Genomic DNA, 13,554 nt, shown 5'->3' with positions numbered 1-13,554 from the left:
TTCATTCACCGAGTGCAGGCAATCGCTCGCATCCACCGAGCCCACGCCGGGCACCTCCAGAGACCAGCGCCTACCGCGCCCCCACCACCCCCACCGAACAAATCCTGGCCGCCATCTACGCCCACACACTCGGACACGACCACGTCAGCATCGACGACTCCTTCTTCGACCTCGGCGGAGACAGCATTTCGTCGATGCAGGTGGTGGCGCAGGCCCGTGCCGCCGGCCTGATGTGCAGGCCGCGCGATATTTTCGTCGAGCAGACGGTGGCCCGGCTGGCCCGGGTGGTTGGAATTGCCGACGGTGCAGCCGGCCCGATCGACGAGGGTGTCGGGCCGGTGTTGGCTACCCCGATCATGCGTTGGCTGCAAAGTGTTCACGGCCCGGTTGAGCAGTTCAATCTGATGGCGTTGTTGCAGGCTCCCTCGGGGGTCAGCGAGGCCGACGTGGTGGTCATGCTGCAGGCCTTGCTGGATCGGCATGCCATGCTGCGGCTCCGGGTCGACGACGACGTCGCTGGCGGCTGGTCTCTGGAGGTGCCCGGCGTGGGCTCGGTGGATGCGAGCGATTGCCTGCACTCGGTGGACGTGTGGTCCGACGAGGCGCTGGCGGAGGCGCAATCTCGGTTGAATCCGGCCGCCGGGGCGGTACTCAGCGCGCTGTGGGTCGCTTCCACCCGCCAATTGGCGCTGATCGTGAATCATCTGGCCGTCGACGTGGTGTCGTGGCGGATATTGCTGGATGACCTCAACACCGCCTGGAGTCAACACCGGGTGGGCCGGCAAGTGGTATTGCCCGCGGCGGGGACATCGTTTGCCCGCTGGGCGTCGCTGCTGGCCGAGTATGCGCGCTGCCCGGAAGTCGTGGGCCAAGCGGACGCCTGGAGGGAGGTCGTGGCGATCCCTCCCGCGCTGCCCGCGGTTCACCCCGACGTCGATACGTTTGTCACGGCTGAGCACATGGAGGCGTCGCTGGATGTCGAGACCACCCGCACGCTGCTCGGCGAGGTGCCCGTCGGGTGTGATGCCGGGGTGCACGAGATCCTGCTGATCGCGTTCGCCTTGGCGTGGGCGGAGTTTTTGGGCACCGGCGACACCCCGATCGGCATCGACGTCGAGGGCCACGGACGCGACGAGGAGCTGGCCCCCGATGTTGACCTGTCGCGCACCGTGGGGTGGTTCACCACCAAATCCCCGGTGTCGTTGACGGTCGGCGGGCTGCCTTGGACACACGTGACGGCCGGCGAATCAGCACTGGGCCTGGTGATCAAGGACGCTACAGCGCAACTTCGTGCGCTACCCCAGCCCCTGACCTATGGGCTGCTGCGCTATCTGAACACCGATGTTGATCTGGCCGGGCCCGACCCGCCGATCGGGTTCAACTACCTGGGACGCCTGGGTGTACCGGTGCTCGATGCTTCGGCCGATGGTGAAGTCTGGCGGATCGGCTATTGGGGATCGTCGTTCACCGACAGCGGCGCCGCCGGCCGCGCCATGCCGCTGGCGCACACCGCGGCCGTCAACGCCATCACCGTCGACACCGACGCCGGCCCGCAACTGCACGTCCAGTGGACGTGGGCGCCATCGGCCCTGGATCGCGAGCAGGTCACCCAGCTCAGCCGGTTGTGGTTTGACGCCCTCGGCGGCATCTGCGCGCATGTGCGAAGCGGTGGGGGAGGCTTGGCTCCTGCCGACATCGCGGCCGAACCGAAGCCGGGAGATACGAGCAGGCTGCGCTACGACGATTACCTGCACCTCGACCAACTGCTCGACGCCGTGCGGCCCTTGTTCGCAGACGGCGACCGTTGCGCTTGGGGCGACGAAAGATACTTCCTGATCATCCACCAAACCTCCGAACTGTGGGTTTCGCAGATCCTCGCCGATCTCGAGGTCGCGCTGGAGGCCGCCCGCCTGGCGGACTTCGACAGGGCGATCGAACGCTTGAAGCGTGCCAACGCCGTGCTCGAACTGGTGTTGACGACACAGGGTGCCCTACAACATCTTGCGGTGGATGACTTCCATCGGTTCCGGCCTCGATTACAGGGTGTGAGCGCGGCACAGTCGGCGCAATTCGAAATCTTGCTGCGGGGCGTTCGACACGCTCCGGTGAAGGGCCTCCTCGAGATTGCCGCCGATCGGCGCGACGACGACGGCGGCGACCGCCGAAAGAAACTGCAACTGGGCGCGCAGCTCGATGTGTTCATCGCCGGCCTGACGCGGTGGCGGCTGGCTCACGTGGACGCAGTCCGCCGCTTCATTGGCGGAAACCGAGGCACCGGCGGCAGCGCCGGCGTCGACTACCTGATCGATCAATTGATCGAGGCAAGCCGCCCATTATAAGGAGGCACCCACCATGGCGAACATCGACGAGCCGGCTCGCGACATCGCGACCATGCCCCGGGGCGGGCCTGACGCTTCCTGGCTGGACCGGCGGTTGCAGACCAACCGGCTGGAATACCTGGATCGCGACGATGTCGACAAACTTAAGCGCAGGGTGATTCGCTCGCTTGACAGGGTCGAACGGTTGTTTGCCCTGCACACGACGGGCGCCCGTATGGCGCTTGATGAGGTGGCCGATATCTCCTCTCCCAAGGTCTTAGAACTCGGGTCCGGTCACGGCGGGCTGTCCCGCAAGCTGCTGGAGATTCATCCCACCGCTCAGGTCACAGTGACCGACATCGATCCCACGTTTGTGGCGGCCATCGCCGCCAGTGACCTCGGCAGTCACCCCCGCGCCACGGTGCGCGAAATGGATGCCGCGGCAATCGACGCGCAAGACGGGGAGTACGACCTCGCAGTGTTTGCGCTGTCGTTGCATCACTTGCCGCCTGCACTGGCCTCCCGGGTGTTCGCCGAAGGGACCCGCGCTGCAGACAAGTTGTTGATCATTGACGCCCACAGGCCGTCAGCACCGGTCCACTTGATGATGCTGGCACTGACGCTGCCGTTTGCTGCGCTATTGCCGCTAATACACGACGAGGTAATCAGCGCACTACGCGCCTATAGCCTGTCGGCGCTACGTGCGCTCGCCCACGATGCGGACCCGGCGATTAACGTCGAATTCCGCCGCGCGCGGGGCGCGATGGTGGTGGTTGCGAGTCGCGCACGGCAACCCGGCAATCGTCACCGGGATCACGAACCGCGGTCCCGGTGAACTCGAACAGTTCGAGCACAGCCAACCCCCGCCCTGGTGCGCACGGCGCTCACCGACGAATAACCCAGCTACGCAAGGAATCACGGGCTGCGACGGCAGTTGGAGCCGACTCGGGGTCTACTGCGTGCCGCCTTCGTGTGATCCGCCACCGGTGAGGGCGGCCACAAGGTCGCCGGCGCGATTGACGATCAGGGAGATGTGCCCCTCGTCGGGGTAGTAGGTGGCAGTGCAGTGGGGTAGTTCGTCGGCGATCGCGCGGGCCACGCCGATCGGCACCGAGCGGTCGAGCTCGCCGTGCCAGAGGTAGACCTCGGACATTTCGATGTCGCGCCACGAGAAACCCCACGGGTGCCCGAATATTGCGCCCTCGCGGGCGGGGCCGCGCGGGCCTTGCCGGAACGCGTCGGCCAGCACGGCGGCCATGAGCTCGGCGACCCCGGGTTGGTCGAGGACCAGCCGGTCCGGTTCGACCCAGCCGCGCGCCAGGCGCCGCAGCCGTCGCTGACCGCGCTCGGCGTCGGCGAACAAGCGAGACGTCAGCCGGGTGACGACCCACGGTATCGACCTGGACAGCAGAGCCCTAACCGGACCGAAGGGGCCGAGGGGGGAGACCAGGCCGCAGGCGTTGAGCCGGCCCGGGATCCGGTAGGCGCACGCCGCCGCGTGGGGTCCACCGCTGGCGACCCCGACGACCGAGAACCGGTCGATACCCAGCCCGTCGGCAAGCTCGGCCACATCGTCGGGCCAGTCGAGCAGCCGGCGCCGGGGTTGATAGGTCGAGAGCCCCATGCCCGGGCGATCCACGCCGAGCAGCCGAACGCCGGCGTCCTCGGCGGCCTGCGCCAAAAACCTTGCCTCGAGCCGAGAACCGGGATCGCCGTGAAAGTAGAACAGCGCCTGCCCGTCTCGGTTGCCGTACTCGGCGTATCCGATCGTGCGCCCGTCCGTCAGCCGAATTGCCTCGCCCATTGTTCTACTTCTATGCCATACAGAGGCCATACAGAAGCCATACTTGCGTGGAAGGAGGGGGGTGCCGATGAGCAAGCTCGGACAGCGAGCCGTTGTCTGCGGCGCGAGTATGGCCGGGCTGCTGGCCGCTCGAGTGCTGTCGGACTTTTACGAAACGGTGACGCTTGTCGAGCGCGACCGGCTGCCCGACGGCGCCGAGCAGCGCCGAGGCGTGCCCCAGGGACGGCACTTCCATGCGCTACTGAGCACCGGGTCGAAAGCCCTGAGCGAGCTGTTCCCCGGCCTGCTCGACGAACTTGTCGCTGATGGCGCCATCGTCCTCGACAACGACCAATCGCGTGCCTATGTCCAGTTGGGCCGGCACGAGCTCGACTTCTCCGGCGAATTTGCCGACCCGGCAGCGCTTTTCATCTATCAACCGAGCCGGCCCTTTTTGGAGGCCCACGTCAGGCGACGGGTCCGCGCCCTCGCGAACCTGACGTTTTTGGAGGGCCATGACGTCGTCGAGCCGATCGCGGGCCAGGCCCATCGGGTGACCGGCGTTCGCGTGGTCAACCGTGACACCGGTGCGGAAACCGTGCTGGATGCCGACATGGTGGTCGATGCGACGGGCCGGGCCGCGCGCATGCCGGCGTTCCTCGACAACCTGGGCTACGAGCGACCCGTCGAGCAGCGCTACCCGGTGCAGCTGAGCTATGCCAGCCAATTTCTCCGCATTCCCCCGGGCATGCTCGACGAGAACGCCATCTCGGTGGGCCTCACGCCCGACCGGCCGGTCGGCGTGGTGGTGGTGGCCTACGAGCACGGCACCTGGATTTTGACCCTGTTCGGCATCGACGGCTACGAACTGCCCGACGACCTGCCCGGCATCATCGACTGCGCCGCGGAATTCGCGCCGCCCTTTCTGATCGACGCGCTGCGGGCCGCCGAGCCGCTCGGTGCGGTGTCCGCGCAGCGATACCCGGCCAGCACCTGGCGGCGCTATGACAAACTGCGCCAATTCCCGGCGGGGCTGCTGGTGATCGGCGACGCGATCTGCAGCTTCAACCCGGTGTACATGCAGGGCATGACCATGGCCGCGCTGCAGGCCGTCGCGCTTCGAGACTGCCTGGCCGATCGCGACGGCGACCTCAGTCGGCGATTCTTCAAGGCGGCTGCCAAGCAGATCGCCCCCGTTTGGCGGGGGAACCGTCTCAACGATTTCGCCGTGTCACACGCGGATGGTTGGCGTCGGGCGCTACGGCGCTTGATGAACTGGCACTCGGAGAAGGTGCAGGCAGCCGCAGCCAACGATCCGGCGGTCACCGAAGCGCTCCTGCGGGTGCAGCACTTTGTCGACCCACCGGGCCGGCTAATGCAGCCCTCGTTCCTGATGCGGCTCGTCGCAGCAAACCGGCGCCCCAAAATGGCCCGAGCCACTGGGGTTGAGGGTCTGCGCGCAGGGGGCCCCTGAGCGCTTTCGCTCTGGGTCGAGCCAGACAACGACATCGCGGAATACGGCCCCGGCGGGCAAATGCTCGGGTACGGTGCCAGACATGGGGAGTAACGGGTGGGCTACGCATGCCGGTTCGGTGAACGTAATTCCCGCGGTATGCCCGGCCAGTGGTCTTTCGGACCATGACGGCGGCGAGGCCGAGCGAACTGCCGGGGGCAAGAGGCTCACCTACGCCGATTACCTGCACCTCGACGGCCTGCTCGACGCCGTCCGGCCCTTGTTCGCCGACGGCGACCCCGCCGCCTGGGGCGACGAGCGATTCTTCCTGATCATCCACCAAGTCTCTGAGCTGTGGGTTTCGCAGATCCTCGCGGACCTCGAGGTCGCGCTCGAGGCCGCTCGCCGGGGGGACTTCGACAAGGCGATCGATCGCTTGAAGCGTGCCAACGCCGTGCTGGAGCTGACGCTCACGACGCAGGGCGCCCTGGAACATCTCGCGGTGGACGACTTCCACCGGTTCCGGCCGCACTTACAGGGCGTGAGCGCGGCACAGTCCCCTCAGCTCGCGACCTTGCTGACGGGCGCGGACCACGCTCCCGTGGCGGGGCTGCTGGAGATCACCGCCGATCGGCGCGCCGGCGACAGCGCTAGCCGCCGGCAGAAACTGCACTTGAACGCGCAGCTCGACGTGTTCATCGCCGGCCTCACCCGCTGGCGGCTCGGCCACGTGGACGCGGTCCGCCGTTTCATCGGGGACGGCCCGGGCACCGGGGGCTCGGCCGGGGTCAGCTACCTGATCGATTGCCTGGACGGGACTCCCCGCCCGTCGTAGGACACGTTTGCGCGTGACGCTCGTGCGCTATGGCACCCATCCGAGCCAGTACGGCGTGCTCAGCCTTCCCGACGGCCCGGGTCCCTGGCCGGTTGCCGTCGTCGTCCACGGCGGGTTCTGGCGGACGGCCTACGGCGCCGACCTGGCCTCCGAGCTGGCCGAGGATCTGGCGCGGCACGGCTTCGCCGCCTGGAACATCGAATACCGCAGGGTGGGCGAGGACCCGGATCGCGGGGGCGGTGGCTGGCCGGCCACCTGCCTCGACGTCGCCGCCGCAGTCGACCTGCTGGCCGCGACCGGCCAGAACCTGGCAGCGGGCCGCCTCGACCTGTCGCGGGTGGTCGCGATCGGGCACTCCGCGGGCGGTCAGCTTGCCGGCTGGCTGGCCGGCCGGGGGTCGCTGCCCGCCGGCGCGCCCGGGGCCTCGCCCCTCGTGCCGCTAACCGGTTTCGTCAGCCAGGCGGGGGTCCTGGACCTGGCGCTGGCGCTGGAGGAGGACCTGGGCGCCGGAGCGGTTCGCGACTTCCTCGGTCCCGGGAGCGACGCTGAGGCCCGCTCGCTGGCCAGCCCCAGCGCACTGCTTCCGATGGGCGTTCCTTCGGTTTGCGTGCACGGCACCGACGACGGCGACGTGCCACTGGGGCAGTCGCAACGCTTCGTCGCGGCGGCTCGGCACGCCGGCGACGACTCCCGGCTGCTGACGCTCCCCGGCACCGATCACTACGCGCTGATCGATGTGGCCTCGCCCGCGTGGGCGGCGTGCCGTGCGGCGGTCATCGATCTCGCGTAGCTGGCCGTCGGTCTCCGGTGTTGAATCAAGGCATGTTGAGCCTGGCCGAAATTTCCGACCGCCTCGAGATCCAGCAGCTGCTGGTGGACTATTCCACCGCCATCGACAACCGCCGCTTCGACGATTTGGACAAGGTCTTCACCCCCGACGCGTACATCGACTACCGCGAGCTCGGCGGCATCGATGGCCGCTACCCCGAGGTGAAGAAGTGGCTGTCCGAAGTGTTGCCGACCTTCCCGGTGTATGCGCACATGCTCGGCAACTTCTCGGTGCGCATCGAGGGGGACACCGCGTCGTCTCGGGTGATCTGCTTCAACCCGATGGTGCTGCCCGGCGACCCCCAAGCAAAACAAGAGCAGGTGCTGTTTTGCGGCCTGTGGTACGACGACGAGTTCGTGCGCACCCCCGAGGGCTGGCGGATGACGCGCCGGGTGGAGACCAAGACCTTCCAGAAGGTGATGTAGGCGAATTTCCGCCGGGGGACCGCGTTCTGGCACAATGGGCGGCTGTCCGCCCCGCGACTACGGCCGTTGGGCGGTCACACACGCGAGGCAAAACCGGATCCGGGCAGTCCGCCCGGCTCGCTGAATTGCAGCGTGACACACACAGGAGAACTCGCTTAACCATGGCTGTGAAGATCAAGCTCACTCGGCTTGGCAAAATCCGCAATCCCCAGTACCGAATCGCCGTCGCCGACGCACGCACGCGGCGCGACGGCCGCTCGATCGAGGTAATCGGCCGCTACCACCCGAAGGAAGACCCGAGCCTCATCGAGATCAACTCCGAGCGTGCCCAGTACTGGCTTTCCGTGGGCGCCCAGCCGACCGAGCCCGTGCTCAAATTGCTGAAGATCACCGGCGACTGGCAGAAGTTCAAGGGGCTGCCGGGCGCGGAGGGTCGCCTGAAGGTCAAGCCGGCCAAGCCCAGCAAGCTCGAGCTGTTCAACGCCGCGTTGGCCGCCGCCGAGGGCGAACCCACCACCGAGGCCGCGAAGCCGAAGAAGAAGGCCCCGGCCAAGAAGGCCGCCAAGGCCGCCGAGCCCGCGCCCGAGACGAGCGCCGAGCCCGCCGCCGAGGCCGCTCCGGAGACGAGCGCTGAGCCCAGCGCCGAAGCCAGCCCCGAAGCCGAGAAGGCTCAGGCGCCGGCCGAGGGCGGCGAGCAGTCCGAACCGACCACCGAAAGCTGACTGACGTGAGCACCGTCGTCGTGGATGCCGTCGAGCATCTGGTCCGCGGGATCGTCGACAACCCCGACGATGTTCGGGTGGACATGGTGACCAGTCGGCGCGGCCGAACCGTCGAAGTACACGTTCATCCGGACGACCTGGGCAAGGTGATCGGTCGGGGGGGACGGACCGCGACCGCATTGCGCACGCTGGTCGCCGGCATCGGTGGCCGCGGTATCCGCGTCGACGTGGTGGACACCGACCAGTAGGGCAGCGCTGCTCATGGAGCTGCTCGTCGGGCGCGTCGTCAAAGCGCACGGCATCGGCGGTGAGGTGGTGGTGGAGGTCCACACCGACGATCCCGCCGCCCGGTTTGCGCCCGGTGTTACGTTGCGCGCCAGGCAATCTCGAGGCGACGGCCCCGAGCGCAGCTATGTCGTCGCCGACGTCCGAGAGCACGGCGGACGGCTGCTCGTGCGGTTGACCGGCGTGGACGACCGTGACGCCGCCGAGGCGTTGCGCGGCAACCTGTTCGTGGTGGATTCCGACGACCTGCCACCGATCGACGAGCCGGACACCTACTACGACCATCAGCTCGAGGGCCTGCGCGTCCGGACGACGACGGGGCACGACGTCGGCGTCGTTACCGAGGTGCTGCACACAGCGGCGGGCGAGTTGTTGGCGGTACGACGGGATGACGACGGGGAAGTGTTGGTGCCGTTCGTCGGCGCGATCGTCACGTCGGTGTCGGTGAACGACGGCCCGGGCACAGGTGTCGTCGAGATCGACCCGCCCGAGGGCCTGCTGGAGCTGGGGTAGTCATGCGCATGGATGTGGTGACGATCTTCCCGGCGTATCTCGACCCGCTGCGACAGTCGTTGCCGGGCAAGGCGATCGAGTCGGGTCTGGTCGACCTGCGGGTGCACGATCTGCGGCGGTGGACCCACGATGTGCATCGTTCGGTCGACGACGCGCCCTACGGCGGCGGCCCGGGCATGGTGATGAAGGCGCCCGTGTGGGGCGAAGCGCTCGACGAAATCTGTTCCGACGACACACTATTAGTCGTCCCCACCCCCGCGGGCACATTGTTCAAGCAGGCCACCGCGCAACGCTGGAGCGGCGAGGCGCACCTGGTGTTCGCCTGCGGCCGCTACGAAGGCATCGACCAGCGGGTCGTCGAGGATGCCGGGCGCCGGATGCGGGTCGAAGAAGTCTCGATCGGCGACTATGTGCTGCCGGGCGGCGAGTCGGCGGCCGTCGTGATGATCGAAGCGGTGTTGCGGCTGCTGACCGGCGTCCTGGGCAATCCCGCGTCACACCGCGAGGATTCGCATTCGCCGCAACTCGACGGGCTCTTGGAGGGGCCGAGCTATACCCGGCCACCGAGCTGGCGTGGCCTCGACGTTCCCGACGTCCTGCTGTCCGGCGATCATGCGCGAATCGCCGCCTGGCGTCGCGAGGTTTCGCAGCAGTGGACTCGGGAGCGCCGGCCCGACCTGTCCAGCGACTAATCGGTGCGGATGGATCCGATTCGCCCGTTGGGAAATATCGTCTTGACCGCACGGGTGATCGTGTCGCGCGCGGTGGTGTCATCGGACGTCTGCAGCGACTGAACAACCATGACGTAGCGGTGGTCCGCGCCGATCACTCCGGTCGACAGATGCACCCATGCGCTGCCGATACAGCACATCCAGCCCTGCTTGACCGCCACCGATTCGGCGTACAGACCCTCGGGAATACCGAATCGCTGTGGGTAGCCGTCGATTCCGTTCGGGGTGGACTGCGCCAGATCGTTGACGATGATCTTGGCGCGCTCCGCCGGTAACCCGCCCGAGCCGTCGAGCAGGACGTCGTAGTAATGGACCAGGTCCGTCAGCGAGCTCATGGTGTTCCACCAGCGCCCGTCGCTGGGCGGGGTGGTCGACGAAAGTCCGTAGCGGCCCGCGACCTGGGTGATGATGGCGTCCCCCCCGCCCTGGCCCCAGAATTTCTCGGCGGCGCCGTCGTCGGAGGACTGCAACATCACGTCCAGCGCCTGGCGGTCGTCCGGGGACAGGACGGTCTTGCCCTCGGATTCGGCCAGTAGCAGATCGTCGGCGATGAACAGCTTGGCCACCGATGCGGTGCCGACGATCTGAGTGTTGCCGCTGGAGACCAGTTGATGGGTCTTGCGGTCGAGGATGGCGACCGACAGGGCGGCGCCGGCGGCGGCGGCTTCGTCGTTCGCCTGCTGGATCCGCGCCTGCAGTCCGTCGAATCCGGAGCCGGGCAGCGCCCGCGGTGGCGCCGGCATCGAGCCGATGTCCCGCATGAGCTCGGCTTGCTGCGGGGGCTGCGCCGGGCGATCGGGTGTGCTGTATGCCGGCCGGCTGGCCGCCTTCGTGGAGACCTTCGCCGCGACGATGGCCTCGTCGCACCCGGCGATCACCAGTGTCACCGCCGCCAGGGCGGTGAGCACAGTGAGCGGCCGTGCGCGCATCAGTCTCCTCCGGACGTCTGGGAAAACGTTCGTGTGGGCGGGCCGCATCGCCGTCTGCCCGGGCATCACGCTGAGGTTGCGGTTCGACTAGCGCGTTTTGACCCGAGTCATGTGTACCATTCACCAGCGATTTCGGCGCGTTGTGAACCGCGGGTTTACCTGTGATTTTCAATGCACGCGAACCGTCTGGCACAATTAACCAGTTGTCTCGCAGCCATCAGCGGCCCGGACCTTTCCCGCCCGCTGCGAGATACGCCCGGAAGCCCGAACACCCATCGGCTTGGCGGCCGGCTCACACGTGTGGGCAGCTGCCCCAGGCCGCGACCCCGAGGAAGTGTCTTCTCACCATGAACAGGCTGGACTTCGTCGACCAGGCGTCGCTGCGCGACGACCTCCCGGTCTTCGGCCCGGGCGACACCATCAACGTGCACGTCAAGGTGATCGAGGGCGCCAAGGAGCGCATCCAGGTATTCAAGGGCGTGGTCATCCGCCGGCAGGGCGGCGGCATCCGCGAGACGTTCACCGTGCGCAAGGAGAGCTATGGCGTCGGCGTCGAGCGGACTTTCCCGGTGCATTCGCCGAACATCGACCACATCGAGGTGGTGACCCGTGGCGACGTCCGCCGCGCCAAGCTGTACTACCTGCGTGAACTCCGCGGCAAGAAGGCCAAGATCAAAGAGAAGCGCTGACCCGGTGCGCCCAGGTCTGCCAAAGCCGCAATCCGCGCTGGCTACGCTGATCTCGTGACCGATACCCCGGACGCACCCGAGCCCCAGTCCGACCCTGGTCAGTCAGAGCCGAAGGTCTCCACCCGCGACCCGGAGGCGCCCGCCGACGGGCTCGAGCCGCCGCCGGCACCAAAGCCCCCCTTGCCGCCCGAGGCGGTCGAGCCGGAGCCGAAGAAGAAGTCGGCGCTGCGCGAACTCGCGATCCTGGCGGTGATCGCGATCGTCCTCTACTACGTGATGTTGACGTTCGTGGCGCGCCCCTACCTGATCCCGTCGGAATCCATGGAACCGACGCTGCACGGCTGCACGGGCTGCGTCGGTGACCGCATCATGGTGGACAAGCTCAGCTACCGCTTCGGCGCGCCGCACCCCGGCGACGTCATCGTCTTCAAGGGACCGCCGTCGTGGAACGTCGGCTACAAGTCGATCCGTTCTCCCAACGCCGCGCTGCGCATGGTCCAGAACGCGTTGTCGTTCATCGGTTTCGTGCCGCCCGACGAGAACGACCTGGTCAAGCGCGTCATCGCGGTCGGGGGGCAAACGGTGCAGTGCCGGGCCGACACCGGGTTGACGGTCAACGGCAAACCGCTCAAGGAGCCATACCTGGATCCGTCCACGATGATGGCCGACCCGTCGGTGTACCCATGCCTGGGCAGCGAGTTCGGGCCCGTCACCGTCCCGCAGGGCCGGCTGTGGGTGATGGGGGACAACCGCACGCACTCGGCGGACTCGCGCGCCCACTGCACCAGCGTTCCGGCCGACGCGCTTCGGGGGGTGCTGTGCACCGGTGACCCGATGTCGGGGACGGTGCCGGTACCCAATGTCATCGGCAAGGCCAGGTTCATCGTCTGGCCGCCGTCACGATGGGGCGGTGTGGGTTCGGTGAACCCCCAACAGAGCCAGTAGCCATGGCTCCGAATATGACTCGGACCTGGCCGCCGCGGACGGTGATCCGCAAGTCGTCGGGGTTGCGAACCCTGGAGTCGGCGCTGCACCGCAGCGGCCTGGGGCCGGTGGCCGGGGTCGACGAGGTCGGCCGGGGCGCCTGCGCGGGCCCGCTGGTGGTGGCGGCCTGCGTGCTGGGGCCGAATCGGCTGGAAAGCCTTGCCGCGCTTGACGATTCGAAAAAGCTCACGGAAAAGGTGCGGGAGAAGCTGTTTCCCCTGATCTGCCGCTACGCCGTGGCCTACCACGTGGTGTTCATCCCGTCGGTCGAAGTGGACCGGCGCGGCGTGCACGTGGCCAACATCGAGGGCATGCGCCGCGCCGTCGCCGGTCTGTCGGTGCGTCCGGGCTATGTGCTGAGCGACGGTTTTCGGGTGCCCGGGCTGCCGATGCCGTCGCTGCCGGTGGTCGGCGGGGACGCGGCCGCCGCCTGTATCGCCGCGGCCAGCGTGCTGGCGAAAGTCAGCCGCGACCGGCTGATGGTCGCGATGGACGCCGTGCACCCCGGCTACGGGTTCGCCGAGCACAAGGGCTACGGCACGCCCGCGCACAGCCTGGCGCTGAACCGGCTGGGTCCGTGCGCCGAGCACCGCTACTCGTTCATCAACGTGCGCCGGGTGGCGAACGGGTCAAACGGCCGGGTGGTGGCGGAGTGTAAACCGGACCTACCGGACTTGGGCGGCGAATATTCGTGAGGAAAGATGGGGACCAGGATTGCCGGGAAAAGGACGTCTGAGTAGATGAGTCGCAGATGAGTGCTGAGGATCTCGAAAAGTACGAAACCGAGATGGAGCTCTCGCTCTACCGCGAATACAAGGACATCGTCGGCCAGTTCAGCTACGTGGTGGAAACCGAGCGACGCTTCTATCTGGCCAACAGCGTGGAGATGGTGCCGCGCAACGCCGACGGCGAGGTCTACTTTGAGCTGCGGCTGTCCGACGCGTGGGTGTGGGACATGTACCGCCCCGCGCGGTTCGTCAAGCAGGTGCGCGTGGTCACCTTCAAGGACGTCAACATCGAAGAGGTCGAAAAGCCCGAACTGCGGCTGCCCGAATAGC

16 protein-coding genes are annotated in these 13,554 nt (G+C 67.5%); 14 read left to right on the top strand and 2 right to left on the bottom strand.

Annotated features, from left to right (window positions below):
• A partial coding sequence (locus tag A5745_RS03045) for a tryptophan 2,3-dioxygenase family protein (RefSeq protein WP_254848482.1) occupies nucleotides 1-2,339 on the top strand: 2,339 nt, incomplete at its 5' end.
• 13 nt (nucleotides 2,340-2,352) lie between these two features.
• Entirely contained in the window at nucleotides 2,353-3,153 is an 801-nt protein-coding gene (locus tag A5745_RS03040; RefSeq protein ID WP_076115053.1) for a class I SAM-dependent methyltransferase, read from the top strand.
• A 117-nt stretch (nucleotides 3,154-3,270) separates the two neighbouring features.
• Here A5745_RS03040 and A5745_RS03035 read toward each other — a convergent pair whose 3' ends face one another.
• Nucleotides 3,271-4,122, bottom strand: a complete 852-nt coding sequence (locus A5745_RS03035) for an alpha/beta fold hydrolase (protein ID WP_175879754.1) — start codon at nucleotides 4,120-4,122, stop codon at nucleotides 3,271-3,273.
• Nucleotides 4,123-4,189: 67 nt separating this feature from the next.
• On the opposite strand from A5745_RS03035, the gene A5745_RS03030 reads away from it, so the two are divergent.
• The 8 genes from A5745_RS03030 (at nucleotide 4,190) to trmD (ending at nucleotide 9,855) form a co-directional block, all read left to right on the top strand.
• Nucleotides 4,190-5,575, top strand: a complete 1,386-nt coding sequence (locus A5745_RS03030) for an NAD(P)/FAD-dependent oxidoreductase (protein ID WP_175879753.1) — start codon at nucleotides 4,190-4,192, stop codon at nucleotides 5,573-5,575.
• 82 nt (nucleotides 5,576-5,657) lie between these two features.
• Nucleotides 5,658-6,389, top strand: a complete 732-nt coding sequence (locus A5745_RS03025) for a tryptophan 2,3-dioxygenase family protein (RefSeq protein ID WP_083662669.1) — start codon at nucleotides 5,658-5,660, stop codon at nucleotides 6,387-6,389.
• A gap of 13 nt (nucleotides 6,390-6,402) precedes the next feature.
• Nucleotides 6,403-7,179, top strand: coding sequence for a S9 family peptidase (locus A5745_RS03020; RefSeq protein ID WP_254848481.1), 777 nt, complete (start codon nucleotides 6,403-6,405; stop codon nucleotides 7,177-7,179).
• A 32-nt stretch (nucleotides 7,180-7,211) separates the two neighbouring features.
• Nucleotides 7,212-7,643 carry a nuclear transport factor 2 family protein gene (locus A5745_RS03015; protein ID WP_076115062.1) on the top strand — a complete coding sequence of 144 codons (432 nt, stop codon included), beginning with the start codon at nucleotides 7,212-7,214 and terminating at the stop codon, nucleotides 7,641-7,643.
• A 161-nt stretch (nucleotides 7,644-7,804) separates the two neighbouring features.
• A complete protein-coding gene (rpsP, locus tag A5745_RS03010; protein WP_076115049.1) occupies nucleotides 7,805-8,365 on the top strand; it encodes a 30S ribosomal protein S16 in 561 nt (186 codons plus the stop codon).
• A 5-nt stretch (nucleotides 8,366-8,370) separates the two neighbouring features.
• Nucleotides 8,371-8,613, top strand: a complete 243-nt coding sequence (locus tag A5745_RS03005) for an RNA-binding protein (RefSeq protein ID WP_003878715.1) — start codon at nucleotides 8,371-8,373, stop codon at nucleotides 8,611-8,613.
• A gap of 13 nt (nucleotides 8,614-8,626) precedes the next feature.
• A complete protein-coding gene (gene rimM, locus A5745_RS03000) occupies nucleotides 8,627-9,163 on the top strand; it encodes a ribosome maturation factor RimM (RefSeq protein WP_076063484.1) in 537 nt (178 codons plus the stop codon).
• Between the two features lie 2 nt (nucleotides 9,164-9,165).
• A complete protein-coding gene (trmD, locus tag A5745_RS02995; protein ID WP_076115048.1) occupies nucleotides 9,166-9,855 on the top strand; it encodes a tRNA (guanosine(37)-N1)-methyltransferase TrmD in 690 nt (229 codons plus the stop codon).
• On the opposite strand, the gene A5745_RS02990 is transcribed toward trmD, so the two are convergent.
• Nucleotides 9,852-10,823, bottom strand: coding sequence for a hypothetical protein (locus A5745_RS02990; protein WP_076115047.1), 972 nt, complete (start codon nucleotides 10,821-10,823; stop codon nucleotides 9,852-9,854). The two genes, trmD and A5745_RS02990, sit on opposite strands and share 4 nt — an antisense overlap.
• Nucleotides 10,824-11,170: 347 nt before the next feature.
• On the opposite strand from A5745_RS02990, the gene rplS reads away from it, so the two are divergent.
• From rplS to A5745_RS02970, 4 genes are read left to right on the top strand one after another with little or no spacing between them, the layout of a single operon-like run.
• Nucleotides 11,171-11,512 (top strand): 50S ribosomal protein L19, encoded by a 342-nt coding sequence (rplS, locus tag A5745_RS02985; RefSeq protein WP_076063490.1) that lies wholly within the window; start codon nucleotides 11,171-11,173, stop codon nucleotides 11,510-11,512.
• Between the two features lie 54 nt (nucleotides 11,513-11,566).
• On the top strand, nucleotides 11,567-12,457 hold the full coding sequence (gene lepB / locus A5745_RS02980; RefSeq protein WP_076115046.1) for a signal peptidase I: 891 nt from the start codon (nucleotides 11,567-11,569) through the stop codon (nucleotides 12,455-12,457).
• A 14-nt stretch (nucleotides 12,458-12,471) separates the two neighbouring features.
• Nucleotides 12,472-13,191 (top strand): ribonuclease HII, encoded by a 720-nt coding sequence (locus A5745_RS02975; RefSeq protein WP_076115061.1) that lies wholly within the window; start codon nucleotides 12,472-12,474, stop codon nucleotides 13,189-13,191.
• Nucleotides 13,192-13,247: 56 nt separating this feature from the next.
• Entirely contained in the window at nucleotides 13,248-13,553 is a 306-nt protein-coding gene (locus A5745_RS02970; RefSeq protein ID WP_007171389.1) for a DUF2469 domain-containing protein, read from the top strand.
• Nucleotide 13,554: the final 1 nt, after the last annotated feature.

The sequence above is a fragment of the Mycobacterium sp. IS-2888 genome, from assembly GCF_001954215.1.
GTDB lineage: Bacteria > Actinomycetota > Actinomycetes > Mycobacteriales > Mycobacteriaceae > Mycobacterium.
The sequence above is the reverse complement of the archived record's forward strand: the minus strand, read 5'-3'. Positions and strand labels throughout refer to the sequence as shown.

Bases quoted from the DNA above. Each gene is read 5' to 3' on its own strand.
- A5745_RS03035 (WP_175879754.1), bottom strand. From the start codon at position 4,122: ATGGGCGAGGCAATTCGGCTGACGGACGGGCGCACGATCGGATACGCC.
- rpsP (WP_076115049.1), top strand. From the start codon at position 7,805: ATGGCTGTGAAGATCAAGCTCACTCGGCTTGGCAAAATCCGCAATCCC.
- A5745_RS02990 (WP_076115047.1), bottom strand. From the start codon at position 10,823: ATGCGCGCACGGCCGCTCACTGTGCTCACCGCCCTGGCGGCGGTGACA.
- rplS (WP_076063490.1), top strand. From the start codon at position 11,171: ATGAACAGGCTGGACTTCGTCGACCAGGCGTCGCTGCGCGACGACCTC.
- A5745_RS03030 (WP_175879753.1), top strand. From the start codon at position 4,190: ATGAGCAAGCTCGGACAGCGAGCCGTTGTCTGCGGCGCGAGTATGGCC.
- A5745_RS02970 (WP_007171389.1), top strand. From the start codon at position 13,248: ATGAGTGCTGAGGATCTCGAAAAGTACGAAACCGAGATGGAGCTCTCG.
- A5745_RS02975 (WP_076115061.1), top strand. From the start codon at position 12,472: ATGACTCGGACCTGGCCGCCGCGGACGGTGATCCGCAAGTCGTCGGGG.
- trmD (WP_076115048.1), top strand. From the start codon at position 9,166: ATGCGCATGGATGTGGTGACGATCTTCCCGGCGTATCTCGACCCGCTG.
- A5745_RS03025 (WP_083662669.1), top strand. From the start codon at position 5,658: ATGGGGAGTAACGGGTGGGCTACGCATGCCGGTTCGGTGAACGTAATT.
- A5745_RS03040 (WP_076115053.1), top strand. From the start codon at position 2,353: ATGGCGAACATCGACGAGCCGGCTCGCGACATCGCGACCATGCCCCGG.
- rimM (WP_076063484.1), top strand. From the start codon at position 8,627: ATGGAGCTGCTCGTCGGGCGCGTCGTCAAAGCGCACGGCATCGGCGGT.
- A5745_RS03015 (WP_076115062.1), top strand. From the start codon at position 7,212: ATGTTGAGCCTGGCCGAAATTTCCGACCGCCTCGAGATCCAGCAGCTG.